Annotated in this window: 21 protein-coding genes and 1 tRNA gene; 8 read left to right on the top strand and 14 right to left on the bottom strand. The window is 74.4% G+C overall.

Features of this window, described 5'->3' with window-relative positions:
- The gene (locus CCO02nite_RS14120) at positions 1–1,551 is read left to right on the top strand and encodes an alpha/beta hydrolase family protein (protein ID WP_246117569.1); all 1,551 of its coding nucleotides are present in this window, start codon (positions 1–3) and stop codon (positions 1,549–1,551) included.
- Here the strand turns inward: CCO02nite_RS14120 and CCO02nite_RS14115 are convergent.
- The 4 genes from CCO02nite_RS14115 to ptsP form a co-directional block, all read right to left on the bottom strand.
- Positions 1,548–3,812, bottom strand: coding sequence for an MMPL family transporter (locus tag CCO02nite_RS14115; RefSeq protein ID WP_246117568.1), 2,265 nt, complete (start codon positions 3,810–3,812; stop codon positions 1,548–1,550). The genes CCO02nite_RS14120 and CCO02nite_RS14115 overlap by 4 nt on opposite strands.
- An 87-nt stretch (positions 3,813–3,899) precedes the next feature.
- Positions 3,900–4,769, bottom strand: coding sequence for an acyl-CoA thioesterase (locus CCO02nite_RS14110; RefSeq protein WP_146843820.1), 870 nt, complete (start codon positions 4,767–4,769; stop codon positions 3,900–3,902).
- Between the two features lie 18 nt (positions 4,770–4,787).
- Positions 4,788–5,168 (bottom strand): globin, encoded by a 381-nt coding sequence (locus CCO02nite_RS14105; RefSeq protein WP_186812714.1) that lies wholly within the window; start codon positions 5,166–5,168, stop codon positions 4,788–4,790.
- Between the two features lie 43 nt (positions 5,169–5,211).
- Positions 5,212–6,930 carry a phosphoenolpyruvate--protein phosphotransferase gene (ptsP, locus tag CCO02nite_RS14100; RefSeq protein ID WP_146843818.1) on the bottom strand — a complete coding sequence of 573 codons (1,719 nt, stop codon included), beginning with the start codon at positions 6,928–6,930 and terminating at the stop codon, positions 5,212–5,214.
- 129 nt (positions 6,931–7,059) lie between these two features.
- On the opposite strand from ptsP, the gene CCO02nite_RS14095 reads away from it, so the two are divergent.
- A complete protein-coding gene (locus tag CCO02nite_RS14095; protein WP_146843817.1) occupies positions 7,060–7,290 on the top strand; it encodes a PTS sugar transporter subunit IIB in 231 nt (76 codons plus the stop codon).
- A 6-nt stretch (positions 7,291–7,296) separates the two neighbouring features.
- On the opposite strand, the gene CCO02nite_RS14090 is transcribed toward CCO02nite_RS14095, so the two are convergent.
- Complete coding sequence (locus tag CCO02nite_RS14090) at positions 7,297–8,388, bottom strand: mechanosensitive ion channel family protein (RefSeq protein WP_146843816.1); 1,092 nt, start codon at positions 8,386–8,388, stop codon at positions 7,297–7,299.
- On the bottom strand, positions 8,385–10,580 hold the full coding sequence (locus CCO02nite_RS14085) for a prolyl oligopeptidase family serine peptidase (RefSeq protein ID WP_146843815.1): 2,196 nt from the start codon (positions 10,578–10,580) through the stop codon (positions 8,385–8,387). The genes CCO02nite_RS14090 and CCO02nite_RS14085 overlap by 4 nt, the downstream gene beginning before the upstream one ends.
- Before the next feature lie 94 nt (positions 10,581–10,674).
- Here CCO02nite_RS14085 and malQ point away from each other — a divergent pair, with 94 nt between their 5' ends.
- Positions 10,675–12,819 (top strand): 4-alpha-glucanotransferase, encoded by a 2,145-nt coding sequence (gene malQ, locus CCO02nite_RS14080; protein ID WP_246117567.1) that lies wholly within the window; start codon positions 10,675–10,677, stop codon positions 12,817–12,819.
- A 14-nt stretch (positions 12,820–12,833) separates the two neighbouring features.
- On the top strand, positions 12,834–13,418 hold the full coding sequence (locus tag CCO02nite_RS14075) for a hypothetical protein (protein ID WP_146843813.1): 585 nt from the start codon (positions 12,834–12,836) through the stop codon (positions 13,416–13,418).
- 103 nt (positions 13,419–13,521) lie between these two features.
- Here CCO02nite_RS14075 and pepN read toward each other — a convergent pair whose 3' ends face one another.
- A complete protein-coding gene (gene pepN / locus CCO02nite_RS14070) occupies positions 13,522–16,110 on the bottom strand; it encodes an aminopeptidase N (RefSeq protein ID WP_146843812.1) in 2,589 nt (862 codons plus the stop codon).
- Positions 16,111–16,292: 182 nt separating this feature from the next.
- Between pepN and CCO02nite_RS14065 the strand changes: the two genes are divergently transcribed.
- Complete coding sequence (locus CCO02nite_RS14065) at positions 16,293–16,919, top strand: mycothiol-dependent nitroreductase Rv2466c family protein (protein ID WP_281284612.1); 627 nt, start codon at positions 16,293–16,295, stop codon at positions 16,917–16,919.
- A gap of 95 nt (positions 16,920–17,014) precedes the next feature.
- Positions 17,015–17,542 carry a hypothetical protein gene (locus CCO02nite_RS14060; protein ID WP_146843810.1) on the top strand — a complete coding sequence of 176 codons (528 nt, stop codon included), beginning with the start codon at positions 17,015–17,017 and terminating at the stop codon, positions 17,540–17,542.
- A gap of 40 nt (positions 17,543–17,582) precedes the next feature.
- Here the strand turns inward: CCO02nite_RS14060 and CCO02nite_RS14055 are convergent, their stop codons facing one another.
- Entirely contained in the window at positions 17,583–19,583 is a 2,001-nt protein-coding gene (locus CCO02nite_RS14055; protein WP_146843809.1) for a M13 family metallopeptidase, read from the bottom strand.
- Positions 19,584–19,668: 85 nt separating this feature from the next.
- On the opposite strand from CCO02nite_RS14055, the gene CCO02nite_RS14050 reads away from it, so the two are divergent.
- Positions 19,669–20,115 carry a ribose-5-phosphate isomerase gene (locus CCO02nite_RS14050; RefSeq protein ID WP_146843808.1) on the top strand — a complete coding sequence of 149 codons (447 nt, stop codon included), beginning with the start codon at positions 19,669–19,671 and terminating at the stop codon, positions 20,113–20,115.
- Positions 20,116–20,136: 21 nt separating this feature from the next.
- On the opposite strand, the gene CCO02nite_RS14045 is transcribed toward CCO02nite_RS14050, so the two are convergent.
- The 6 genes from CCO02nite_RS14045 to CCO02nite_RS14020 all read right to left on the bottom strand — a co-directional run bounded on the left by CCO02nite_RS14045 (position 20,137) and on the right by CCO02nite_RS14020 (position 26,654).
- The gene (locus CCO02nite_RS14045; protein ID WP_146843807.1) at positions 20,137–21,399 is read right to left on the bottom strand and encodes a GNAT family N-acetyltransferase; all 1,263 of its coding nucleotides are present in this window, start codon (positions 21,397–21,399) and stop codon (positions 20,137–20,139) included.
- 47 nt (positions 21,400–21,446) lie between these two features.
- Positions 21,447–21,776: an MGMT family protein gene (locus CCO02nite_RS14040; RefSeq protein ID WP_146843806.1), complete on the bottom strand. Its 330-nt coding sequence runs from the start codon at positions 21,774–21,776 to the stop codon at positions 21,447–21,449.
- 5 nt (positions 21,777–21,781) lie between these two features.
- Positions 21,782–22,819, bottom strand: a complete 1,038-nt coding sequence (locus CCO02nite_RS14035) for an LLM class F420-dependent oxidoreductase (protein WP_146843805.1) — start codon at positions 22,817–22,819, stop codon at positions 21,782–21,784.
- Between the two features lie 133 nt (positions 22,820–22,952).
- Positions 22,953–23,537: a serine O-acetyltransferase EpsC gene (gene epsC, locus CCO02nite_RS14030; protein WP_146843804.1), complete on the bottom strand. Its 585-nt coding sequence runs from the start codon at positions 23,535–23,537 to the stop codon at positions 22,953–22,955.
- A 77-nt stretch (positions 23,538–23,614) separates the two neighbouring features.
- Positions 23,615–24,550, bottom strand: a complete 936-nt coding sequence (gene cysK, locus CCO02nite_RS14025; RefSeq protein ID WP_146843803.1) for a cysteine synthase A — start codon at positions 24,548–24,550, stop codon at positions 23,615–23,617.
- A gap of 385 nt (positions 24,551–24,935) precedes the next feature.
- Positions 24,936–26,654: a bifunctional 3'-5' exonuclease/DNA polymerase gene (locus tag CCO02nite_RS14020; protein ID WP_146843802.1), complete on the bottom strand. Its 1,719-nt coding sequence runs from the start codon at positions 26,652–26,654 to the stop codon at positions 24,936–24,938.
- A gap of 104 nt (positions 26,655–26,758) precedes the next feature.
- Here CCO02nite_RS14020 and CCO02nite_RS14015 point away from each other — a divergent pair.
- Positions 26,759–26,832, top strand: a tRNA-Pro gene (locus CCO02nite_RS14015).
- Positions 26,833–26,837 lie beyond the last annotated feature (5 nt).

The raw sequence follows: 26,837 nt of genomic DNA, 5'->3' as shown, positions 1-26,837 counted from the left end.
GTGCTCAGGAGGCGTAGCGCGACGCCCGACGGCGTGCTGACGGGCCCGTACCGGGTCGCCGCCGGCGCGGTGCTCGGCGTCGTCCTGCTCGCGATCCTGGGCGCGGTGACCGGGCCGCAGTGGGACCCCGTCCCGCTCACCGACCCGCTCACGGTCGAGACGACCGACACCGCGATCGGCGGCGCACCCGCGCTGCAGGAGTACCCGGTGCGCACGTCGGTGGTCACGGTGCAGCTCGACGGGACCACCGTCCAGGCCCAGGTCAGCGAGCCGGTCGGCGCTCCCTGGCCGCGTCGCGGTGTCGTGTTCCTGCACGGCGCCGGCACCGGGACCTACGAGGAGGGCTTCTACGAGCAGGCTGCCCGGCTCGCGCAGGCCGGTGTCGTCACGATCGTGCCGAACAAGCGGATGGACACCTACGACCTGCGGCACCGGGACTACGTCGCGATGGCCGCGGACTACGCGCGCTCGGTCGACGTGCTGCGGGACTGGCCCGGCGTGGACCCCGACGACATCGGCCTGTACGCCGAGAGCGAGGGCGCGTGGATCGCGCCGGTGATGGCCGCCGCGGACCAGGACCTCTCGTTCGTCGTGCTCGTGTCCGCACCCGTCGTCCCGCCGCGCGAGCAGGCCGCGTTCGCGGCCGACAACTACCTGCGCAACACCCGCGTGCCGCACGGTGTGTTCCGCGCGATCCCGCGCGCGGTCGGGATGTCGCTGCCGGGCGGAGGCGTCGCGTACGCCGACTTCGACGTCACGCCCTACCAGCGCCAGATGACCCAGCCCGTGCTCATGGTCTACGGCACGGGTGACGCCTCCATGCCGATCGTCCAGGCCGCCGAGCTGGTGATCCGCGACACCGCGATCGCCGGCAACGACGACGTCACCGTGCGCTACTACGAGGGCGCCACGCACGGGATCAAGGTCGCCGGCGAGATCGTGCCCGCCTTCCTGCACGACATGACCTCGTGGGTCGTCGGCCTGCCCGCGACCGCGGGTGCGGCGCCGAGGATCGCCGGCGACCAGCCGCAGCAGGCGTTCCTCGCAGCCCCCGTGCCCGAGCCGCGCTGGATGCGCGACGGCGACCTCGTGGCCGGCACCGTCGCCGTCGCATGCGCGCTCGTCGCGCTCGCGGGCGTGCTCATGGTCGGCGCGCGCGGCGTCGAGCTGGTGCGCGTGCGGCCCGGCAGCCGGGCCCCACGGAACCGGTTCGCGCGCGGCGTGCCCGAGTCGCTGGCGGTCGTCGGCATCGGTGCGGTCGGTGTCATCGTGGGGCTGGTCTGGTACATCATCGCGATCGCGCGCCTCGCGCTCGACTACGCGCACAACGACTGGGTGGTCAAGGGCGGCTGGATCGCGGTCCGGCTCGTCGGGATCGTGGCCGTGGTGGCGGTCGTGGTCCTGCTGCGGGCGTCCCGCCGCGCCGGTGCCGAGGGCGTGCCGATCGCGCCCGGCATCGTGCGCAAGGTCGCCTACGGGCTCGTCGTCGTCGCCGCGAGCGTCCTGCTCGTCGTGGCGGCCTACTGGGGCGTCTACCAGCTGGGCATCTAGTCCGAGGTCTGGCGCGAGCCGTGCCGGGGCGGGCTCACGCGCGGGGCGAGGCGGGACGGCCACCAGGTGCGCGCGTCCAGGTCGTGCACCACGGCGGGGACGAGCAGGCTGCGCACGACGAAGGTGTCGAGCAGCACGCCGAACGCCACGATGAACGCGATCTGCACGAGGAACAGCAGCGGGATGACGACGAGTGCGGCGAACGTCGTCGCGAGCACGACGCCCGCGGACGTGATCACCCCGCCGGTGACCGCGAGCCCCGCGACCACGCCGCGTCTCGTCCCGATGCGGGCGGACTCCTCCCGCACGCGCGTCATGAGGAAGATCGAGTAGTCCACCCCGAGCGCGACGAGGAAGACGAAGCCGAACAGCGGCACGGTCGGGTCGGCGCCGGGCAGGCCGAAGGCGTCGAACGCGATCGCCGCGACGCCGATGGTCGCCGCGTACGACAGGACGTTGGCGGCGAGCAGCAGGCCCGCGGCGACGACCGAGCGCAGCAGCAGCATGAGGATCACGACGATCACCGCGAGCACGGTCGGGACGATCACGCGCAGGTCGTGCTGCGCGGCGGCGACCGTGTCGACCTGCTCGGCGGCGGCGCCGCCCACCAGCGCGTCGGGCGCCACGGCGTGCACCTCCTCGCGGATCGCGCGGACGGTGTCCTGCGCCTCGAGCGAGTCCGACGGCGCGCTCGTCGTGACGTCGAGGCGCACCTGACCGTCCACGACGAGCGGCTCGGCCTCCGGGTCGACGGGTGCGCCGGTCGATGCGCCGCCGGCGCTGCCCGTGTACGGCACCACGGCGTCCACTCCCGGGACGGCGGCGGCGGCATCGGCGGCCGCGTCCGCCTGGTCGACCGGCACGACGATCGTCACGGGCTGCACGGCGCCCGCGGGGAAGTGCGCGGCGAGCACCTCCTCGCCGGCGACGGCGTCGACGTCGGTGCGGAAGATCTCCGACTGGCTCGTGCCGGACGCGTCGAACGTCGGCAGGAAGGCCGCGGCGACGAGCAGCAGCGCCGCCGTGGCGATCCAGACCTTCCGGGCGTGCCGTGCGACCCACCGGGCGAGCCGCCACCACGCGCCGGTCTCGTCGGACGTCGGCGCGTGCGCACCCTCGTCGGGATCGGCATCGCGATCGGCCGCGGGTGCGGCGTGCGGCACGCGCGGCCAGAAGTAGAAGCGCGACCACCGCCCGCCGACGAGCAGGAGCGCGGGCAGCAACGTGAGCACCGCGAGGAACGCCGACGCGATCCCGACGGCCGCGACGGGCCCGAGCGCGCGGTTCGAGCCGAGTTCCGACAGCAGCAGGCACAGCACCCCGGCGATCACCGTGCCCGCGGAGGCCCCGATCGGTCCGAGGCACGCCCGCCAGGCGCGCCGCATCGCCTCCGCGGGGTGCGCGTGGTGGCGCAGCTCCTCGCGGTAGCGGGCGACGAGCAGCAACGCGTAGTCCACGCTCGCGCCGACGACGAGGATCGACAGGATGCCCTGTGCCTGGCCGTTGAGGAAGATCACGTCCGCGTCCGCGAGGTGGTAGACCACCAGGCCCGCCAGGCTCAGCGCGAACACCGCGACGAGCAGCACGACGACGGGCAGCAGCGGCGAGCGGTACACGATCACGAGGATGAGCAGCACCGCCACGAGCGCGACCAGCAGCAGCAGACCGTCGATCCCCGCGAACGCCGAGACCAGGTCCGCGACGAACCCGGCGGGCCCGGTGACCCACGCGTGCAGGCCGAGCTCGCCCGTCCCGTCGGCGGTCGCACCCAGGCCTTCGGCGAACGTGGTGCGCACGTCCTCGACGAACAGCACGGTGACCGCGTCCTCGCCGATCCGCTCGTCGGCGCGATCGGCGTCGAGCTGGTAGACGACCATGAGCGCGAGGCCGTCCTCGGAGGGCACGACGACGGGGTCGCCCAGCAGGTAGTCGGCCCACGTCGCGTCCGTGCCCGCGGCCACCCGCGCGGGGACCTGGTGCGCGACCTCGGTCACCGCGGCGGTCTGCTCGGCGGTGACCGGGGAGCCGTCCGCCGTGGTGAGCACGACGAGCGCGGGCAGCGCGGCGTCCTCGACGAACGCGCGGCTCGCCTCGGCGGCGAGCGTCGACTCGGACGACGACGGCAGGAAGGCCGCGGCGTCGTTCGACTGCACGCTCGAGAGCTGGCCCTGCGCCTGGCCGCCGACCGCGCCGATCGCGAGCCACGCGACGAGCGCGACGGCGACGAGGACGGCTCGGACGGTCGTGGCGCGTCGGGGCATGCGGGCCATCATGGACGACGGGTGCACGCCTCGCGCGTCGGGCGGGACGTGTGTCGTCGGGCGTGTGTCGTCGGGCGTGTCGTCGGGTCAGTCCGGGACGCGGACCATCCCCTCCTGCGCGACAGACGCGACGAGCGTGCCGTCCTGGCTGAACACGCGTGCCGCACCGAGGCCGCGACCGCCCTGCGCGCTCGGCGTCGACTGGATGTACAGGAGCCAGTCGTCGACCCGTACATCGCGGTGCCACCACATCCCGTGGTCGAGGCTCGCGATCGACAGGCCGCGCGACACCCACGACGCCCCGGAGCGGCGCAGCACGGGCTCGAGCATGACCTGGTCGCACGCGTAGGCGAGCAGCGCGCGGTGCAGGAGCTGGTCGTCGGGCAGCGGGGCGAGCGCGCGGAACCACACCGCCTGGCGGCCCGAGCGCACGCGCGCGGGTCCCAGGTACAGCGCACCGTCGACGTGCCGGACGTCGAACGCGGCCTCCTGCGTCCAGAACTTCGCGACCGGGTGGTCGATCGGGCCCAGGATGTCGAACGCGCTGCGCAGCTCGTCCGGGCCGGGGATGCCCTCGGGGATCGGGTCGGCGTACTCGATGCCGTCCTGACGCTCCTGGAACGACGTGATCATCGACAGGATCGGCACGCCGTCCTGCAGAGCGTGCGTGCGCCGGGCGGTGAACGAGCGTCCGTCACGCAACCGCTCGACCGCGAACGTGATGGGCTGCTCGATCACCCCCGCGCGCAGGAAGTAGCCGTGCAGCGAGTGCGGGAGCCGGTCCTCGGCGACGGTCGCACCGGCGGCGAGCAGCGCCTGCGCGAGGACCTGGCCGCCGAACACGCGGCCGTTGGGCTGGGGCAGGCTGCGGCCCTGGAACACGTCGGGGGTGGCGGGGTCGTGCTCGAGGCGGAGCACGTCGAGCACCGGAGCCATCCGGTCGGGCTGGTCCGTCATGCGTCCGTGTTCGACATGTCAGTCCTCGAAGGTGTTGAGCATCGAGTGCGCCGCGCGCTCGAGGTAGTCCCACAGCTCGGCACGCTGCAGCGGCGCGAGGTCGACCTCGTCCACCGCGACGCGCATGTGCGCGAGCCAACGGTCCCGGGCGTCGGGGTTGACCTTGTACGGCGCGTGCCGCATGCGCAAGCGCGGGTGGCCGCGCTGGTCGCTGTACGTCGTCGGGCCGCCCCAGTACTGCTCGAGGAACATCGTGAGGCGCTCGGCCGCGGGGGCCAGATCCTCCTCCGGGTACATCTCGCGAAGCACCGGATCCTGGGCGACACCCCGGTAGAACGCGTCGACCAGGGCGACGAAGGTCGCGTGGCCGCCCACGGCGTCGTAGAACGAGTCGGTCACGGCGCCCATCCTCACACGCGCGGCGCCCGGCTCGAGCGGCAGGTCACAGGCCGAGCTCGGCAAGCACCGGCAGGGCCGCACGCACCGTCTCGCGCGCGTCGCGGGCCGACGAGGCCGCGAGCGCGAGTGCCGCGAGCCGGCGGCACTCGTCGAGCGTGGTGCTCGCGAGCACCGCCGCGACGTCCGCGAGCGCGCGGGGCGTCATCGACAACGACGAGACGCCGAGCCCGACGAGCACGACGGCCAGCGCCGGCACCGCGGCGGCCTCGCCGCACACGCCGACCGGACGTCCCTGCTGGGCGCCACCCCGGCACGTCTCGGCGACCAGGCGCAGCACCGCGGGCTGCCACGCGTCGGACAGGCCCGCGACCGAGCCGAGCAGCCGGTCGGCCGCCATCGTGTACTGCGTGAGGTCGTTGGTGCCGATGCTCGCGAACGCGGCGTGCGCGAGCACCCGGTCCGCGAGCAGCGCGGCGCTGGGCACCTCGACCATCACGCCGGCGGTGCTCAGGCCGTGCCGCGCGCAGCGTTCGACGAACTCCTGCGCCTCGTCGACCGTCGAGACCATCGGCGCCATGACCCACACGTCCGCGGACTCCGCCGCCGCGGCCGCCGCGATCGCGCGCAGCTGCGCGTCGAGCACCTCGGGGTGGGCGACCGCGGTGCGCAGCCCGCGCACGCCGAGCGCGGGGTTGGCCTCGGGGGCGCCGGCGAGGAAGGGCAGCGGCTTGTCGGCACCCGCGTCGAGCGTGCGGATGACGACCTTGCGCCCCGGGAACGCGGCGAGCACGGCGCGGTAGTCGGCGACCTGCTCGTCGGGCGTGGGCGCCTCGTCGCGGTCGAGGTACACGAACTCCGTGCGGAACAGCCCGACGCCCTGTGCCCCGGCGGCGGCGGCCTGTGCCGCGTCGCCCGGCGCGCCGATGTTCGCGAGAAGCTCGACCCGGTGCCCGTCGGCCGTGCGGCCGTCGCCGTCGAACGTGCGCACCTGCGACGCGCTCGCGCGCGCCGCCTCGACCGCTGCCGGGTCGGGGTGCACGACGACCGTGCCCGCGCCGCCGTCCAGCAGCACGAGCACGCCCTCGGTGACCAGGGGCTCGAGGCCGTGCGCGGCGACCACGGCCGGGATGCCGCGCGAGCGCGCCAGGATCGCGGTGTGCGCGGTCGGGCCGCCCTCGGCGGTCGCGATCCCCAGGACCGCGGTGGTGTCGAGCGTCGCGACGATTGCCGGGGCCAGGTCGGGCGCGACGAGCACGAACGGCTCGCTGCGCTCGGGCACACCCGGGGCGGGCCGTCCGGTGAGCTCGGCCACGAGCCGGTCGCGCACGTCGGCGATGTCGCGCACGCGTTCGGCGAACACGCCGCCGAGCGCCTCGAACTGGGTCGCGACCTCGGCGGCGGCCTCCCACACGGCGCGTTCGGGGACGAGGCTCTCGTCGTGCACGCGCTGCGTCGCGTCGGCGACGAGCGTCGGGTCCGACGCGATCGCGGCGGTCGCGTGCAGCACGTCGGCGGCGTCGCCCTGTGCGCGGTCGGCCGCGGCGTCGAGCGCGGTCCGGACCCGGCGCGACGCCTCCTCGATGCGCGCCGCGGCGGCGACGTGGTCGGCGCCCGGCGCGAGCCGACGGCCCGACGGGGGTTCGGGCACCGGCGGGGGCATGAGGACCGCGGGGGCGGCGACGCGCCCTGGGCTGACGCCGATGCCGTGCACGAGCGTCGGCGTGTTCGTCGTCGGGGGCTGCGGGGGGACGTGCGAGGACACGGCTGACCTCCTTGTCGCGTGCCCTGAGTCTCCCGCCTGTGCGCGGGGTCCCGCCACCAGAGCACGTGTGATGCGGGTTACCCTTGACGCGTGCGACGACCGGGTCGCGCCCGGCTCGCTGGAGAGTTCATGAGCAAGGCAGAGCAGATCCTCGCCGCCCTGGGAGGCGACACCAACGTTGTCGACCTCGAGCCGTGCATCACGCGGCTGCGCGTCGAGGTGGGCGACGCCCAGCTGGTCGACGAGGCCGCGCTCAAGGCTTCGGGCGCGTTCGGGGTGGTCCGCTCGGGCCGCATCGTGCAGGTGATCGTCGGCCCCGAGGCCGACCACCTCGCCGCGGAGCTCGACTCGCTGCGCTGAACCGGCTCAGCTCTCGTCCGACGCTGCACGCTCGGGCGCCGCGGGCGCAGGCTCCGTCGTGTCGAGCGACAGGGGCGCGGGCGCTGTCGTCTCGGGCGCTGTCGTCTCGGGCGCTGCCGGCTCAGGTGCGCCCGGCTCAGGTGCTGCGGTTCGTCCGAGGTGCGCCGTGAGCGCGTCGCGCTGCCCCGCGAGCGGGATGCCGGCCTCCTCGAGCGCGGTGCGCGCCGCGCTCCGCAGTGCACGCGCCACCTCCCACTGCCGGGCCGGCGTCGAACGCACCCGCACGCGCATCGTCACGCCGTCCGCGGTGAGCTTCTCGATCCCGGTGACGGTCGGCTCGCCGTCGACGGCCGCTCCGGTCGTCGGGTCCGCCGCGACGGCCGCGGCCACCTCCGTCAGCACGCGACGCACCTCGTCGAGGTCCGCGAAGTAGTCGACCTCGAGCTCGACGGTCGCGTACGACCAGCCCTGCGTCTTGTTGCCGACGCGGACCATCGTGCCGTTGGGCACGTGCCACAGCGTGCCCTCGGCGTCGCGGACCTTCGTGACGCGCAGCGTCACCGCCTCGACCGTGCCGACCGCGGGACCGACGTCGACGACGTCGCCCACGCCGTACTGGTCCTCGAGCAGCATGAACGTGCCCGTGAGGAAGTCCTTCACGAGGCTCTGCGCGCCGAAACCGAGCGCGACGCCGACGATGCCGACGGACGCGATGAACGGCGCCAGGTTGATGCCGAGCTGGTCGAGCACGAGGAAGAACGCGATCCCGCCGACGACGATCGACGCGGTCGAACGCAGCACCGACCCGAGCGTGCGGGCCCGCTGCGCGCGGCGCGCGGTCGCGACCGGGTCGGCCTTGATGAGCGCGGCGCCCACCGGGATCTCGCCCAGCTTCTGCACGGTCGAGGTGCCCTCGGCGACGTGGTCGGTGATCCGCCGGATCGCGGTGCGCACCAGAGCGAGCGCGATCGCGCTGATGACGACGATCAGCGCGATCCGCAGCGGCGTCCCGATGAACCACTCCCACCACGAACCGGGGGACGACAGGTCGTCGGGAAGGAGCTCGGGGTCGGTCGGTGTCGGGGAGGGCGCGGTCACGGTGCGAGCCCCGTCCCGTGCGCGACGACCTGGAGCTGCTCGACGGTCAGCCCGATCGAGCGGGTCAGCGAGCGTCCGCCGTGCCCGACGCCCGTCTCGCGGCGGATCAGCACGGGCCGGTCCGACGAGGTCGCGTGCTGCAGCGCCGCGGCGAGCTTGCGCGCGTGCAGCGGGTCGACACGCGTGTCACCCTCGAACACCGTGAACAGCACGGCGGGGTAGGCGGTCCCGTCGACCACGCGGTGGTACGGCGAGTAGCCGAGCAGCCAGTCGAGCTCGGTGGGCACGTCCGCGTCGCCGTACTCCTCGGTCCACGTCACGCCGAGGCCGAAGCGCTGGTAGCGCACCATGTCGAGCAGCGGAGCCGAGCACACCGCGGCCGCGAACAGGTCCGGGCGTTGGGTCACGGCGGCGCCGACGAGCAGCCCGCCGTTCGAGCCGCCCCAGCACGCGAGCCGATCGGGTGTGGTCCAGCCCGCGTCGACGAGGTGCTGCGCGACCGCATGGAAGTCGTCGAACACGTTCTGCTTGTGTGCGCGCATCCCGTCGCGGTGCCACTGCTCGCCCTCCTCGCCGCCGCCGCGCAGGTTCGCGACGACGTACACGCCCCCGGCCTCGACCCACGCGAGCGTCGTCGCGGAGTACGCCGGGTCGAGCGAGATCTGGAAGCCGCCGTAGCCGTACAGGACCGTCGGCGCGGGTGCGGTCGGCCGGCCGTCGTCGTCGAGCGCGTCCGCACGGGCGACGACGAACGCGCGCACCGTCGTGCCGTCGGGGCTGGTGACCTCGATCTGCGCGACGCGCACGTCCGGCACCCGCGCGACCGCACCCGGGGGAGCGGCCCACAGCGTGGTCGTGCCCGTGGCCGCGTCGAAGCGGTGCACCGACGGCACGGTGACGTGGTCGGTGTAGGAGAACCAGACCTCACGCCCGCCCTCGGGGCGCGTGACCAGCCCGGACACGGAGCCCAGTCCGGGCAGTGCCGGCAGCGGCCCCGCGACGGGTGCACCGGTGCGCGGGTCGTGCGCGGTGACCGACGAGACGCTGTGCCGCCGCCACGTCGCGAGCAGCAGCTCCGCCTGCGTGGACGAGCCGTCGTCGAGGATCGCGACGCCCTGCAGCACGGCGTCCTCGTCCTGGGCGACGAGCGTGCGCCAGTGCTCCACGCCGGGTTCGTCGGGCGTGGTCACGCACAGCCGCCCGCGCGGCGCCTCGAGGTCGGTGTGCAGGTAGAGCAGCCCGTCGCGACCGACCCATGCACCCGTCTCGGCGTCGAGCCCGACGACGACCTCGCGCAGCGGCGGGACGCCGTCGACCTCGTCGGCCCCGCGCGGCCCGGCCGCCAGGTCGCCGATCCAGACGTCCGTGCGCGGCGCGGTCCCGGCGGACGCCGACACGAGCAGCCAGCGCCCGTCGCGCGACACCGAGACGCCGTAGTAGTTCGTCGTCTCGAGGCCCGCGCCGAACACCTCGACGTCGGTGGCCGGGTCGGTGCCCACGCGGTGCAGCCAGACGCGCCGGTGGTACTGCGCCTCGTCGTCGGGCACGAGCTCGGGGGCCAGCCGCCGGACGTAGTAGTACGACGCGCCGCCCGGGACCCACGCGACGGGCGAGTAGCGCGCCCGGTCGATCGGGCCGTCGACGACCTCGCCGGTCGCGACGTCGAGCACCCGCAGCACCGACTCCTCGGTGCCGCCGGTGGAGACCTGGTAGGCGAGCAGGTCGCCCTCCTTGGACGGCTGCCACGCGTCCAGCGTCGTGGTGCCGCTCGGGTCGAGCGCCATAGGGTCGATCAGGACCCGCTCGACCTCGCCGTCCGGACCGGGTTCGGCCACGACGACGACCGCGTGCTCCTGGTCGCCGGCGCGCCGGGAGAAGAACCGGCGCTCACCGCGCCACGCGGGGGCCCCGACGAACCCGGCGCCGAGCAGCTCGCGCAGCCGCGCCGTGAGGCGCTCGGTCTCGAACGGCGTGCCGGCGGCGCGTTCGCGGGTCGTCGCGAGGGCCTGGGCGTACAGGTCGTCCTGCGCGGCGGACCAGGCCTGCGTCGCCGGGTCGCTCGCGTCCTCCAGCGTCCGGTACGGGTCGGCGACGATCCGGCCGTGCAGGTCCTCGACGAGCTCGGTGCGGGGCGCCCGCGGGTAGTCGGGCGCGTTCGTCGGCATGGGTGGGTGGGGCGTGGTCGCCGTCATGGTCCGCAAGGCTACGACGAGAGCGGCGCGACTGGCCGCGGCACCCCGGACCGACGTCACAGCTGCGGGGCCTGCGCTCTGGCAGGATCGGACCGTGGTCGACGGCACACCCCTTCCCAGCGACGAGGCACCCTCGGACGCCCTGCTGCGCCTCGCGGCTGCCTACGGCGTCGTTCCCGACCACTGGGGCTTCCATGGCGACCTGCGTCGCGCGAGCGCCTGGACGCTGCGCGCGGTGCTCGCGGCGCTCGGTGTGGACGCGTCCTCGCGCGAGCGGATCGACGTGGCGCTGGCGCACGTCGAGGACTCGCCGTGGCGCCGGGTGCTGCCCCCGGTCGTCGTCGTGCGCGCCGGGCAGGGTGCGCACCTGCCGGTGCACGTCACGCACGGCGACCCGGTCTCCGTGGTGCTCGACCTGGACCCCGAGACGGGCGGCGGGCGACGCGACCTGGCGCAGGCCGACGTGTACGTCGAGCCCCGGACCGTCGACGGCAGGCTCGTCGGGCGCGCGACCTTCTGGCTGCCCGCGGACCTGCCGCTGGGCTGGCACACGGTCGAGGCCGCAGGCCCGAGCGCGAACGGGCGGGCGACGGTCGTGGTGACCCCGGACCGGCTCGAGCTGCCCGAGCGACTGCGCACCGGCCGCGCGTGGGGCTACATGGCGCAGCTCTACTCGGTGCGCTCGCGGCGCTCGTGGGGCATCGGGGACCTCGTCGACCTCGCGGACCTCGGGTGGATGGCCGGTCACGAGACGGGCGCCGACTTCCTGCTCATCAACCCGTTGCACGCGGCCGAGCCCGCCGCGCCGATGACGCCCTCGCCGTACCTGCCGACGACGCGGCGCTTCGTCAACCCCGTCTACGTGCGGCCCGAGGCGGTGCCCGAGGCGGCCTACCTGTCCTCGGCCGACCGCTCGCTGCTCGAGTGGTCCGCCGAGCCCGTCCTCGCGCTCGACCTCGACCCCGGTCCGATCGACCGTGACGCCGCCTGGACGGCCAAGCGCGCCGCGCTCGAGGTCGTGTTCGCGGTGCCGCGGTCCGCGGCACGACAGGCCGCGTTCGAGGCGTTCGTCGAGGAGCAGGGCAGCGGGTTGTCCACGTTCGCGCTGTGGTGCGCGCTCGCCGAGAAGTACGGCGCCGAGACGATCCCGCCCGAGCTGGGCGACCCGGCCTCGGCCGCAGTGGCCGCGGAACGGGTGCTGCTCGCCGACCGCGTCGCGTTCCACACGTGGCTGCAGTGGGTCGCCGACGAGCAGCTCGGCGCCGCGCAGCGCGCCGCGCTCGAGGGCGGCATGGCGCTCGGGATCATGCAGGACCTCGCGGTCGGCGTGCACCCGCTCGGCGCGGACGTGTGGTCGCTGGGCGACGTGCTCGCGCGCGGCGCGACCGTCGGCGCGCCGCCCGACATGTACAACCAGCAGGGCCAGAACTGGTCGCAGCCGCCGTGGCGGCCCGACGAGCTCGCACGCGCCGCGTACAAGCCGTACCGGGACATGCTGCGCACGGTGCTGCGGCACGCAGGCGCGATCCGCATCGACCACGTCATCGGGCTGTTCCGGCTGTGGTGGATCCCGGAGGGCGTGGACTCCGACCAGGGCGCCTACGTGCGCTACGACCACGAGGCGCTCGTCGGGATCCTCGCGCTCGAGGCGCACCGCGCCGGCGCCGTGGTGATCGGCGAGGACCTCGGCACCGTCGAGCCGTGGGTGCGCGACTACCTGTCGTCGCGCGGCATCCTGGGCACGTCCGTGCTGTGGTTCGAGCAGGACCACACGGGCGCACCGCTGGCGCCCGAGCACTACCGCCACCTCGTGCTCGCGACCGTGACGACGCACGACCTGCCGCCCACCGCGGGCTACCTCGCGGGAGAGCACGTCGCGATCCGGGAACGGCTGGGGCTGCTCACCGACCCGGTGGCGGTCGTGCGCCGGGAGGCCGACGCCGAACGCGACCGGATGCTCGCCGCGCTGCGCTCGCGCGGTCTGCTGCCCGACGACCCCACGGAGCGGGAGGTCGTCGAGGCGCTGCACCGCTACGTCATGGCCACGCCCGCCGCGCTGATCGCCGTCGCGCTGGTCGACGCCGTGGGGGAGCGCCGCGCGCAGAACCAGCCGGGCACCGACCAGGAGTACCCCAACTGGAAGGTGCCGCTCGGCGACTCGACCGGCCAGGTCGTGCTCGTCGACGACCTGTTCGGCAACGCCCGGCTGCGCAGCCTCGCCGCCGTGCTCGACTCCTGACCCGCGTCGCGCCCGTGACCGCCACGCCGGTCCTCGTCGCCGCCGTCGCGCCCGACGAGCTGGCCCGCCCGCTGCCGCCGTCGACGAGCGCGCTCGTCGCGACGTTCCCGGCCGCGACGCTCGAGGCGGCCCGGCCCGGGCGGCTCGCGGTCGCCGTCGCCCGTCGACGGGTGGCGGCGCTCGTGGTGGTGCTCGTCGGGTTCGCGGTGCTCGTCGCGCTCGCCGCGCTGCTCGCGCCGGGCGGCTGGCGCGTGGTCGCGATCGTCGTCGTCGCGGTGACCGCCCTGGGCGGGTTGCGCGCGCTGCAGGCGGTGCGGGCGCGGGTCACGGCCTGGCCGCGCCTCGAGGCGCTCGGCGCCGCGCACGTCGCGGTCCCGGCGCGCGTCACCGACGTCTCGAGCGCGCAGCGGCAGCGCCGTGCGCGTCCCGGCGACCATGCGTGGGTCGAGGTGACCACGCGCGACGGCCGCCGCTGGGCCGGTCGGGTGACGCTGACCCGCCGCCTCCTGCCGGAGCAGGGCGACCCGGCCGTCGTCTGGCACCACCAGCAAGACCCCGCCGCAGCGGTCGTCCTCCTGGCCGACGCCTCCCAACCCTGACCCGCATCCACCCACCGCCCTGACCAGCGATCGTGCGAAGGATCGGCCAGGAATCGTGGCCATTCCCTCGCACGATCGCGATGTCGGCGAAGGGGCGCGTGGGTCAGCGGGAGCGGTCGGTCTGCTGGGCCGTGAGCGCGCGCTCGACGCCGTCGAGCGACTCGACGACCAGGCGTCGCAGCGCCGCGGGCGCGTCCTCGTGCGCGGTGAGCCAGGCCCGCGTCGCGGCGACGACGTCGGCGTGCTCGTCGTCCGCGAGCAGCGTGGGGTATGTGCCGACGACGACGTTCTGCGCGATCTCGCTCGTCCGGTCCGCCCAGACCCGCTCGATGCAGGCGAAGTAGCGCTCGACGAACGGGCGCAGCAGCGCGCGGTCGTGCACGCGGCCGAACCCGGCGATCGTGGCGGTCTGGATGGCGTTGGGCAGGTCGCCCTCGACCGCGACGGTCCAGGCGGCGTCCTTGGCCTCGGCGGTCGGGACCGCGGCGCGAGCCTGCGCCGCGGCGCGCTCGCCCGTGGCCGTCGCGTCGGCCGCGAGCTGGGCGGCGATCTGGTCGATGCCGCTGCGACCGCCCGCGACGAGCGAGGTCAGCAGCTCCCATCGCAGGTCGGTGTCGATGCTCAGGCCCTCGAGCATGGCGCGCCCGTCCAGCAGGTCGGCCACCGCGTCGAGCTGCGCGGGCGTGGCGGCGCGGGCCGCGAACGCCTTGACGAGCTGGAGCTGGGAGTCGGAACCCGCCGGGACCGTCCGCGCGAGCTCGAGCAGCCGGTCGGCGGCGGCGCTCGCCGTCGCGGCGCGGTGCTCGGGTGCGACGTACAGGTCGAGCGTCGTCGCGAGCTGGCGCAGCAGCACCAGGACGACTGTGGAGTCGGTCTCGTGCGCGATGTTGTGCAGCACGAGGTCGACGAAGTCGCGTCCCGGGGTCTCGCCGTCGCGGGTCGCGTCCCAGGCGGCCGCCCAGATCAGCGTCCGCGGCAGGGACTCGTCGAACGCCGAGAGGTGCTCGATCGCCGCGGCCATCGACTCCTCGTCGAGCCGGACCTTGGCGTAGGCCAGGTCGTCGTCGTTCACGAGCAGCAGCAGCGGGCGTCGCACGCCGACCAGCTCGGGGACGTCGGTCACCTCACCGTCCACGTCGAGCTCGACGTGCACGGTGCGCACGAGGCGACCGTCCGCCACGTCGTACCCGCCGATCGCGAGGCGGTGCGGCCGGAGCACCGGGTAGGCGTCAGGCGCCTCCTGGTGCACGGTGAGCCCGGTGATGACGCCGTCCTCGTCGACCTCGAGCTGCGGGCGCAGCAGCGTGACACCGGCCTGCTCGAGCCACAGCGCGGACCACGGCGCGAGCTCGCGACCCGAGGTCGCCTCGAGCTCGACGAGCAGGTCCCGCAGCTCGGTGTTGTCCCATGCGTGCTTCGCGAAGTACGCGCGCACGCCGGCGAAGAACTCGTCCTGGCCGACCCACGCGACGAGCTGCTTGAGCACGCTCGCGCCCTTGGCGTACGTGATGCCGTCGAAGTTGACCGCGACGTCCTCGAGGTCGCGCATGTCCGCGACGATCGGGTGCGTCGAGGGGAGCTGGTCCTGGCGGTAGGCCCACGACTTCTCGAGCGAGGAGAACGTGGTCCACGCGCTCGTCCAGCGCGTCGCCTGGGCGGTCGCGAGCGTGGAGGCGTACTCCGCGAACGACTCGTTGAGCCACAGGTCGTCCCACCAGCGCATCGTCACGAGGTCGCCGAACCACATGTGGGCGAGCTCGTGCAGGATCGTCACCGCACGGCGCTCGACGGTCGCCTCGGGGACCTTGGAGCGGAAGACGTAGGACTCGAGGTAGGTCACCGCGCCGGCGTTCTCCATCGCGCCCGCGTTGAACTCGGGGACGAAGAGCTGGTCGTACTTGGCGAACGGGTACGGGTGGTCGAACTTCTCCTCGTAGAACGCGAAGCCGCGGCGCGTGACGTCGAGGATCTCGTCGGTGTCGAGGTACTCGGCGAGCGAACCTCGGCAGTACACGCCCAGCGGGATCTCGCGACCGTCCGAGCTCGTCAGCGCGGAGTGCTCGTGGTGGTACGGCCCGGCCACGACGGCGGTGACGTACGACGCGAGGCGCGGCGTCGTCTCGAACGTCCACGTCGCGGTGCCCTCGTCACGGCCGCCGTTGCGGTTGACGCCGCCGGGCACCGGGACCGGGTCGCCCGACTGCGGGTAGTTCGAGACGACGACCCAGTGCGCCGGCGCGGTCACCGTGAACGTGAAGGTCGCCTTGAGGTCGGGCTGCTCGAACACCGCGAACATGCGGCGCGAGTCCGCGACCTCGAACTGCGAGTACAGGTAGACCTCGTCGTCCACCGGGTCGACGAACCGGTGCAGGCCCTCGCCCGTGTTCATGTAGGCGCAGTCGGCCACCACGACGAGCTCGTTGTCCGCGGCCAGGTCCGTGAGCGCGATGCGCGACTCCGCGAACGCCGTCGCCGGGTCGATCGCGCGGCCGTTCAGCGTGATCTCGTGCACCGTCGGGGCGATGAGATCGACGAACGTGCTCGCACCGGGCGTCGCCGAGAACGTCGCCACGGTGCGCGACGTGAACGTCGTCGGACCCGTCGTCAGGTCGAGCGTGACGTCGTACGCGTGCGTCGCGACGGTCGCGGCGCGCTCGCGCGCCTCGGCTCGGGTGAGGTTCTCGGCGGGCACGACCACTCCTTCGACTCAGGTCGGCACCCGGGTCGCGGATGCCCGCCCGATCATCGCACGCGGGCCCGTGCCGATCCGTCCGCATATCGGACGGGCGGGAATGCCGCGGCGCCGACCGCGATTGCGTCCGCATGACAGTCGGCCCCGACGAGGGGGCGTACGCCAGCCGGACGGAGACACCTGTGACCACGACGAGCACGCCCGCCCCCACCGTCGTCGACTTCTGGTTCGACCCCGCCTGCCCCTGGGCGTGGATGACGTCGCGCTGGATCGACGAGGTGGCCGCGCACCGCGATCTCGACGTGCGGTGGCACGTGATGAGCCTGTCGGTGCTCAACGAGGGCCGTGACGACCTGCCGGAGCGCTACCAGCGGCTGATGAGCGAGGGCTGGGCGCCCGTGCGCGTGCTGGTCGCGGCGGCCCGCGACCACGGGGACAAGGTCCTCAAGCCGCTCTACGACGCGATGGGCACGCGTCGGCACCCCGGCGGCCGCAGCGACACGGACGCGATCATCGCCGAGTCGCTCGCCGACGTCGGCCTGCCGCCCGAGCTCGCCGCCGTGGGCGGGACCGACGAGGTCGACGACCTGCTGCGCGCGTCGCACGGCGAGGCGATCGCGCTCGTCGGCGCCGAGGTGGGCACGCCCGTCGTCGCGATCGACGGCGTCGGCTACTTCGGGCCCGTCGTGACGCCCGCTCCGACCGGCCAGGCGGCGCTCGACCTGTTCGACGGGCTCGTGGCGATGACGCGCGTGCCGGGCTTCTACGAGCTCAAGCGCACGCGCACCGCCGGACCGTCGTTCGCCTGACCTCGCCGGGTGGATCGTCCGGTTCCTCCCGTGTGATGCTGTTCCGGGCCGGCGCACCGACCGGCCCGGCAGGTGAGCACGAGAAGGACGACGAGATGGCATCGACGCGCACGATCCGGGGTTGGTTCGCCGCCGACGCCGTGCTCGTCGCCACCTTCGTCGTGCTGCTGGCCGCACGGGTGCTGTCCGGGGGTGGCGGGGCGGCGCCGGAGGGCGTGCCCTCGGTCGCCGGTCCGCTGGCCCCGAGCTCCACGGCCGGGGCGACCGCGCCCTCGACGAAGCCGATCTCGTTCCGGCTGCCCAGCGGCAACATCGCGTGCATCATGGCGCGCTCGGGCGTGACCTGCACGATCGCAAGCATCACGTACGCGGAGCCCGTCGTCGCCGGCTGCGCGGGGGAGACCGGCCACGTGCTCGTGCTCAACAAGCGAGGGTTCGAGTTCGACTGCGTGAACGGCCCCGGGCCGGCCGTCGCGGGCGACGACGTCGCGGTGCTCGAGTACGGCTCCGCCGCGACGATCGGCCGCTACACGTGCACGAGCGCGACGGACGGCGTGACCTGCACCAGCAAGGACGGCGTCGGCTTCCAGCTCGCGAGGGCCGCCTGGCGCGAGCTGCCCTGACCGGGCTGCTGACTGGGCCGCCCTGATCGGGCGTCGGGCGTCACCAGATGCGGACCCGGTCCGCCGGGGCCAGGTAGAGCGCGTCGCCCGGCTGCACGTCGTAGGCGGCGTAGAACTCGTCGACGTTGCGGACGACGCCGTTGCAGCGGAACTCGTCGGGCGCGTGCGGGTCGGTCGCGAGCCGGCGGATCACCTCGGCGTCGCGGCCCTTGGTCCGCCACGCGAACGCCCAGCCGAGCAGCGCGCGCTGCACACCCGTGAGGCCGTCGATCACGGGTGCCTCCGTGAGCGGGCGGCGCAGGGCGATCCGGTAGGCCCGCAGCGCGATCGAGAGCCCCCCGAGGTCGCCGATGTTCTCGCCGATCGTCAGCGCACCGTTGACGTGGTGCGACCCGTCGAGCTGCGCGGGGGAGTACGCGTCGTACTGCGCGATGAGCGCGCCCGTGCGGCGCTCGAACTCCGCGCGGTCGTCGGCCGTCCACCAGTCCTCGAGGCGGCCCGTCCCGTCGTACTTGCTGCCCTGGTCGTCGAAGCCGTGCCCGATCTCGTGACCGATGACCGCGCCGATCGCGCCGTAGTTGACCGCGTCGTCGGCGTCCGCGTCGAAGAACGGCGGCTGGAGGATCGCCGCCGGGAAGACGATCTCGTTCATCCCCGGGTTGTAGTACGCGTTGACCGTCTGCGGGGTCAGGAACCACTCGTCGCGGTCGATGGGCCGACCGATCTTGCCGAGCTCGCGGTCGAGCTCGAACGCCGAGGCGCGACGGACGTTCCCGACGAGGTCGGCGGCGTCGACCTCGAGCGCCGTGTAGTCGCGCCAGCGCACGGGGTAGCCGATCTTGGTGGTGAACGCGTCGAGCTTCGCGAGCGCCTTGACGCGCGTCTCGTCGCCCATCCAGTCCAGGCCGGTGATCGACTCGCGGTAGGCCTCGACGAGGTTCCCGACGAGCTCGTCCATGCGCGCCTTGTGCTCGGGCGGGAAGTGCCGCTCGACGTAGACCTCGCCGACCGCCTCGCCGAGCACGCCCTGCACGAGCGAGACGCCGCGCTTCCAGCGCTCGCGCAGCTCCTGCGCGCCGGTCAGGGTGCGGCCGTAGAAGTCGAAGTTCGCCTCGACCAGCTCGTCGGTGAGGTACGGCGCCCGGTCGGTGACCACGTGGTAGGTCAGCCAGGCCCGCCAGTCGGCGAGCGGCGCGTCCTGCCACAGCGCGGCGAACCCGACCGCGAACTCCGGTTCGCGCACGACGAGCTGGTCGAGCGCCCCCGCCGGCGCGCCGAGCGCGAGCGCCCAGGCCCGCCAGTCGAAGCCCGGCGCCCGGTCCGCGAGCTCGGTGAGCGTCATCGGGTTGTACGTCAGGTCCGCGTCGCGATCCTTGACGACGTCCCAGTGGTGGGACGCGAGTCGCGTCTCGAGGTCGACGACGCTCGCCGCGAGCGCGTCCGCCGCGGCCTCGTCGCTCGCCGCCCCGGCGAGCAGGAGCATCCGGGCGACGTGCGGCCGGTACGCGGCGAGCACGGGCGCGTACTGCTCGTCGCGGTAGTACGCCTCGTCGGGCAGACCCAGCCCGGCCTGGTGCAGGTAGACGACGTACCGCTCGGGGTCGTCGGCGTCGTTGTCGACCCACAGCCCGACGGCCCCGCCGGCGCCCGTGCGCTGCAGCGCGCCGAGCGCACCGGTGAGCTCGGCCTGGCTGGTCGCGGCAGCGATCAGGCCCAGGTCGGCGCGCAGGGGTTCGATCCCGAGCGCGGCGATCCGGTCCGTGTCCAGGAAGCCGGCGTAGACCGCGCCGATCTTGGCCTCGACGCCGCCCGGCGCGACCGCGCCCGTCTCGACCGCGTGACCCAGGTCGGTGATGATCTCGCGCACGTGGATCTCGGCCTGGTCGTGCAGCGCCCGGAACGAGCCGTCCATGGCCCGGTCCGCGGGGATCTCGTGCGCGGCCACCCACCGGCCGTTCGCGTGCCGGAACAGGTCGTCGGCGGGCCGGACGGCCGGGTCGAGGGAGTCGAGGTCGATGCCGCTGCGGGCGTGGGGAGCCATGCGCCCAGCCTAGGCACGACGACCGACACAGGACGGACGCCGGACGCGTCGGCGACCCCGCGACGGGTGCGGCAGGATGGGCGCCATGCGGATTCACATCGGCTCCGACCACGCCGGGTACGAGCTCAAGGTCGCCCTCGTCGATCACCTGCGGACCGCCGGCCACGACGTCGTGGACCACGGGGCGCACACCTACGACGCGCAGGACGACTACCCGCCGTTCTGCTTCGAGGCCGGCGAGGCCGTCGTGGCCGAGCCCGGCTCGCTGGGCGTCGTGATCGGCGGCTCGGGCAACGGCGAGCAGATCGCGGCCAACAAGGTCACCGGGGTGCGGGCGGCGCTCGCCTGGAACCTCGAGACCGCGCGCCTGGGACGGCAGCACAACGACGCGAACGTCGTCGCGATCGGCGCCCGCCAGCACACGCTGGACGAGGCCGTCGCGCTCGTCGACGCGTTCGTCGCGGAGCCGTTCAGCGGCGACCCGCGTCACCAGCGCCGGATCGACCTGCTCGCGGCGTACGAGACGCGCTGAGCACCGGCCCTCGGAACAGCCTCAGAACACCCAGCTGCACACGGGTGCGACGGGCCACGCGAACGCGGACGCCGCGGCCCGGACGCTGCCCGGGGTGCGCTCCGTGACGAGGCCGGCCCGGGCGTACCCGTCGAGCGAGCGACCGCCGAGGTAGGCCGCACCGAGCTCGCGCACGTCGAGGTGCAGGTCGACGTCGTCGGTCGTGCGCGTCGCCGTGAGCGGGTAGCCCTGCGTGTCGGGGCCGCCCGTCCGCAGGCGCCAGCGGCCCGCGTTCGTCGCCACGCGCGTGTCGGTGACGTCCACGACGACGTCGAGCGGGGCCGAGTACCGGCGTGCGCCCAGCGCGACGGGCAGGTCGAGCAGGCGCACCCAGATGTTGTCGCCGAAGGCCGGGGTGGCGCCGCGCGGGTCGACGAGCAGCGCGAGCAGCGGGTCGTCGGCTGCGAGCATCCGCACGCTGACGTCGCTGGTCAGGTCCAGGTCGAGCACGAACGACCACAGCCGGTGCGCGCCGGCGGCGTCCAGTGCGACGGCCTCACGCACGCTGACGGGGTAGCGCGGCCCGGCGTCGACCCAGGTCTCCTTGCGCCGCAGCAGGGCGTACGCGCGCGGCTCGCCGGCCGGGTCGTGCACGGTCACGATCCGCATGGGCTCGCCGCCGTCGCGCCATGCAGGCGGGTCGACGACGCGGCCGGCGCGCAGCGCGTCGGAACTGCGCGTGACCCATCCCGGGCGGCCCGCGCCGGCGGCGACGTGCAGGCGGTGCACGAGGTCCGCGTGCTCGTCGCCGAGCGTCTCGAACCGCACCGTGAGGTCCCCGCTCCCGACGACGTCGCGCAACGCGGCCCCGCGCGGCAGCTTGAGCCGGACGTCGTCGGCCGCGCACCCGTAGCCGAACCGTCCGTAGATCGCGGGTTCGGCCGCGAAGAGCGCCGAGACGGCCTCGCCGCGTGCGAGCGACCGCGTGAAGTGGGTGTCGATCATCGCCGTGAGCAGCCCCCTGCGCCGCTCGTCGGGACGGACACCGACCCAGGTCAACCCCGAGCACGCGAGCTCGCCGCCCGGAACAGGCAGGTCGAAGTCGTACGACGCGTGCACCGCGGCGAGCGTGCCATCGGGTCGTTCGACCGCCATCGTGCGGTCCCACTCGAGCTGGTCGGGCACGATCTCGCTGGTCTTCTCGTCCGGCTCGAACGCGAAGGCGAGGTGGTCGACGCCGTGGAACTCCGGCTTGCGATCACGCGGGACGGCGACGACGCGGTATCCCTCGGGGAGTGTGGTCATGTGGTCAGTCTGGCGAGCGGGCGGCCCGCGTGCCCAGCGAATTGCCGTCAGTCGTCGGGGTACCAGCCGGCTCGGCGCAGCGCGACGCGGGAGCCGTCGGCGACGAGCGGGGTGCCCTCGGCCCGCAGCTCGGCCAGTGCGCGCACCCGGTGCCGCTCGGGTGGGCGGCCTGCCGCGTTCACGACGCGCCACCACGGCACGCCCGAGCCCGCGTGGGCCATCACCTGCCCGACCTGACGGGGGCCGCCGCGCGCCCGCCCGCCTGCGGCGACGAACCGGTCCGCGACGGCCTCGGCGAGCGCGCCGTAGGTCATCACCCGTCCCGGCGGAATCTGCTCGACGAGGTCGAGGACGGCCTCGAGGTAGTCGTCGTCCACCCTGGTCAGGCTCCCGCGAGCAGCCCGGCGACGGCGGGCAGCGTGCGCGGGTCCGCCTGCACCAGCAACGTCGTGATCGCGGTGCCGCGCCACGCCGTCAGCTGCGCGCGCACGTCGTCGGGTGTGCCGACGAGGCCCACGTCGAGCACCAGCTCGGTCGGGACGGCCGCGACCGCACGCGCCTTGTCGCCGGCCAGGTAGTGCGCCTGGATCTCGTCGCACACCTCGGCCCAGCCGAGCCGGTCGAGCACGTTGCGGTGGAAGTTGGCGCCCTTGGCGCCCATCCCGCCCGCGTACAGCGCGACGAACGGGCGGACCTGGTCCGCGGCGGCCTCGACGCTGTCCGCCAGCACCACCGGCACGGGCGCGACGACCTCGAAGTCGGCCGGGTCGCGCCCGTCGGTGCGCGCCGCGAAGCCCTCGCCCAGCAGCGCGCGGTACGCGTCGTCCATGCGGGGCGAGTAGAACATCGGCAACCAGCCGTCCGCGATCTCGGCGGCGAGCGCGATGTTGCGCGGGCCCTCCGCGGCGAGGTGGATCGGCAGGTCGGCGCGCAGCGGGTGGACCGTGGAGCGCAGCGCCTTGCCGAGGCCCGCACCCTCGTCGGACGGCAACGGGAGGCGGTAGAACTCGCCGTCGGCCGTGACCGGCGCCTCGCGCGCGAGCACCTGACGGACCACGGCGACGTACTCGCGCGTGCGCGCCAGCGGCCGCGGGTAGGGCTGGCCGTACCAGCCCTCGACGACCTGCGGACCTGAGGCGCCGAGCCCGAGCACGAACCGGCCGCCGCTGAGGTGGTCGAGCGTGAGCGCGGCCATCGCCGCGGCCGTCGGGGTGCGCGCGGAGAGCTGGGCGATCGCGGTGCCCAGGCGGACGCGGGACGTGCGCGAGCCGTACCAGGCGAGCGGGGTCAGCGCGTCGGAGCCGTAGGCCTCGGAGGTCCAGACCGAGTCGGCCCCGAGCGACTCGGCCGCAAGGACCGTCTCGAGCGCATGCGTGGGCGGTTGTGCGGACCAGTACCCCAGCGAGTAGCCCCAGCGCATGCGCACCCCTTCTGCGTCGTCGTCGACCCGTCCTGGCCGGGTCAGGCTACCCGCGCAGGGTTACCGGTGGGTACGACGTCAGCGACGTGCACCGAGCGCGCGGAGCAGACCCGCGGAGTTGCGCGCGGCCGGCTCAGATGTAGATCGCGGGGTCGTCGACCTCGATGTCGAACGCCGCAGCCGCCGGCCGCAGCCGGATCTTCGCGGGCACGCCGACCGCGATCGCGCCCGCGGGCACGTCGTGGATGACGACCGCGTTGGCGCCCACCTGGACGCCGTCGCCGATCCAGACCGGACCCAGGATCTTGGCGCCCGCACCGACCACGACGTGGTCGCCGAGCGTGGGGTGGCGCTTGCCCTTGCGCATAGACTTGCCGCCGAGCGTCGAGCCGTGGAACAGCACGACGTCGTCGCCGACCTCGGCGGTCTCGCCGATGACCACACCCATGCCGTGGTCGATGAACAGGCGCCGGCCGAGCCGGGCGCCGGGGTGGATCTCGATCCCGGTCAGCGCGCGCACGAATTGGGACAGGAGCCGGGCCGGCAGTCGCAGCGACGGCTCGTGCCACATCAGGTGGGCGAGCCGGTACGTCCAGATCGCGTGCACGCCGGGGTAGGCAAGAGCGACCTCGAGCAGCGAACGCGCCGCGGGGTCGCGGTCGCGAGCGGCCTGCAGGTCCTCACGGAGCGTGGCGACGAGCTGCTGGAACGGTGACACGTGGGGTCCTGTCGGTCCGGAGGGGTGGGGCCGCCGGACCGGGCCGCGCGTGGCGCGGGCCCGGTCCGGCGGACGTGTCAGTCGAGCAGGTCCTGGTAGAGGATCGTCGACAGGTAGCGCTCGCCGAACGACGGGATGATCGCGACGATGAGCTTGCCGGCGTTCTCCGGGCGCTGCGCGAGCTGCGTGGCGGCCGCCAGCGCGGCACCCGACGAGATCCCGACGAGCAGGCCCTCCTCGGCCGCGGCCCGGCGCGCGTACGTCACGGCCGTCTCCGCGTCGATGTCGATGACCTCGTCGTAGACGGTCGTGTCGAGGATCTCGGGCACGAAGTTCGCGCCGAGGCCCTGGATCTTGTGCGGGCCGGGGGCCCCGCCGTTGAGGATCGGCGACTCGGCCGGCTCGACCGCGACGATCTGCACGCCCGGCTTGCGCTCCTTGAGCACCTGGCCGACGCCCGTGATCGTGCCACCGGTGCCGATGCCCGCGACGAGGATGTCGATCTCGCCGTCGGTGTCGGCCCAGATCTCCTCGGCCGTGGTCTTGCGGTGGATCGCGGGGTTGGCCGCGTTCGCGAACTGACGGGCCAGGATCGCGCCCGGGCGCTCGGCGACGATCTCGTCGGCGCGGTTCACGGCGCCCTTCATGCCCTCGCCGGCCGGCGTGAGGATGAGCTCGGCGCCGAACGCGCGCAGCAGCGCCCGCCGCTCCTTGGACATCGACTCCGGCATCGTCAGCACGACGTCGTAGCCGCGCGCGGCGCCGACGAACGCGAGCGCGATGCCGGTGTTGCCGGAGGTCGCCTCGACGATCGTGCCGCCGGGCTTGAGGTCACCCGACTCCTCGGCGGCGTCGATGATCGCGACACCGATGCGGTCCTTGACCGAGTTGGCCGGGTTGTAGAACTCGAGCTTGCCGACGACGGTCGCGGGGGCGCCGTCGGTGATCTTGTTGATGCGGACGAGCGGGGTGTTGCCGATGAGCGCCGTCGCGTCGTCGTAGATGCGTGCCATGGTTCCTCTTCGGTCGAGCCGCCGCGGGAGCGACGGCGGGCGGGACGGGTGGTGCAAGAACGGGGGAGGACCGACCGGACGTGCCGGTGCGGGTCGTGCCGGTGCGGGACGTGCCCGCCGGGGCGAGCACTGGCGCACACAGGGACGCCGCCCGTCAGGGCCGGGTCGTGGCGTGCGGGAGCCAGCGCTCTACCGACAGCGACAACACCGTGCCGCGAGGGCACGGGAGAAGGAGGCGGGGGCGGACGTCCGCTCGCTCATCGCTCTCCTCAGGTGCTGCACGTGCGGGGTGCACGACCGCAGTCGCGCCGACGCTAGCGTCAACACCCACCGCGGCGCAAAGGTTCCCGCCGACCTTCCCACGGGTCGGACGCCCGGCGCCGGCTCACCCCGGTGCCTGCCAGGGCAGCCGCGCCGCGTCCTTGGCCGCCGCATAGGACCGGGCCACGCCGACCGACACCGGGAACTGCGCGGGCTGGTCGCCGAACAGAAGCCGACCGGCCGCCGCCGCGGCGTCTGCGACGTGCTCGGCGACCTCGCCCGCGAGGCTCGTCGGGGTGTGCACGACGATCTCGTCGTGCAGGAAGTAGACGAGGTGCGGCCGTCCGACGAACGGCGCGGGCACGGCCCCGGGTGCGTCCTCGTCGGAGCCGAGCGACCACAGCCGCCGACGCAGCTCCGCGATCCAGCACAGCGCCCACTCCGCGGCCGTGCCCTGCACGACGAAGTTGCGGGTGAACCGCCCCCACGCGCGCGCCTGCGACCGGGCGAGGGACGCCTCGTCGTCGCCCGCGTCCGGGTCGAGCGCACCCGCCTGCGTGCGGGCCCACGCGTCGCCGGGCGGCGGTGAGGTGCGGCCGAGCAGCGTGCGTACGCGCTCGCCGCGTTCGCCTGCACGCGCGGCGGCCTCGACGAACCCGGTCGCGTCGGGATAGGCCTGCAGCAGCCGGGGGAGCACCGCGGCGCTCGCGCCCGTGGTGCCGCCGTACAGCGCGCCCAGCATGCCGATCTTCGCCTGGTCGCGTTCGGCGACCACCCCGGCGTCGACCATGCCCTGGTACAGGTCCCGGCCGGCGCCGGCTTCGGTCATCCGGGCGTCGCGCGACATGCCCGCCAGCACGCGCGGCTCGAGCTGCGCGGCGTCGGCCACGACGAGCGACCACCCAGGGTCCGCCCGCACCGCCTCGCGCAGCTGACGAGGCAGCTGCAGCGCGCCGCTTCCGACACTGCTCCACCGTCCCGTGACGACCCCGCCGACGACGTAGTCCGGCCGAAACCGCCCGTCGTGCACCCGCGTGTCCAGCCAGGCCCAGCCGTTGGCGCTGTGCAGCCGTGACAGCTTCTTGTACGCGAGGAGCGGCGCGACGGCGGGGTGGTCGATCGTGCTCAGCTCCCACGAGCGGGTCGAGGTCGCGGGCAACCCGGCCCTGCGCAACGCACGGAGCACGTGCGGCAGCGAGTCCGGGTTGAGTGCCGGCGCATCGAGCGCGTCGCGGATCTGCGCAGCCAGCCGAGCCAGGGCCGCCGGACGCTCGCCCCGCGGCGGGCGGGGGCCGAGCAGGTCACTCAGGACGCGATCGTGCACCGCGGCATCCCACGGCAGCCCGGTGTGGTTCATCTCGGCGGCGGCGAGCGCGCCCGCGGACTCGCCCGCGAGCAGGAGCCGCAGCCGTCCCGGCTCGTCGGCGCCCGCCACCGCGTCGTCCTGTGCGGCGACCTCCCGCGCGCACGCCTCCATCGCGGGGCCGGTGGGGACCGCCTCGGCCGGCGGCGTGGACGCGTCGTCGTCGTCGAACAGCGTGCGCGCCTCGTCCGGGACCGCGACGGGCGAGGGCGGTGCGTCGTCGAACGGCCCCGCCGTCGCCTGCCACGCAGGCGTCGCAAAGCGCAGGATCCGGTGCGACAGCCGCAGGTCGAGGCAGCGTTCGACCCGCACCCCGTCGGTCAGCAGGTGCGGGTACCACCCCGACGTGTCCGCCCACACCCAGCGCGCGGCCCGCTCCGGACCGAGCACGGCGCCCGGCCGCAGACCTTCGCCACCCTCGACGCGCGCCGCGGCGACCCCCGGCGCGCCGGGTTCGGGAGGTGCGAGCAGGACGAGCACCCCCCGATCGTCGCGCACCCCGCCCACACGGCTGCGCGGTCGTCGGCGATCCACCCGCCCGGCGGTCCCCTACGCTGGGCCTGCGCGCGGCACGCCGCGTGCGACGGGGTGTGGCGCAGGTTGGTAGCGCGTCCGCTTTGGGAGCGGAAGGTCGCCGGTTCGAATCCGACCACCCCGACCGAG

It is taken from the genome of Cellulomonas composti (genome assembly GCF_007990245.1).
GTDB lineage: Bacteria > Actinomycetota > Actinomycetes > Actinomycetales > Cellulomonadaceae > Cellulomonas > Cellulomonas composti.
Note: the sequence above shows the minus strand (reverse complement) of the source record. Positions and strands in the feature narration are given on the sequence as shown.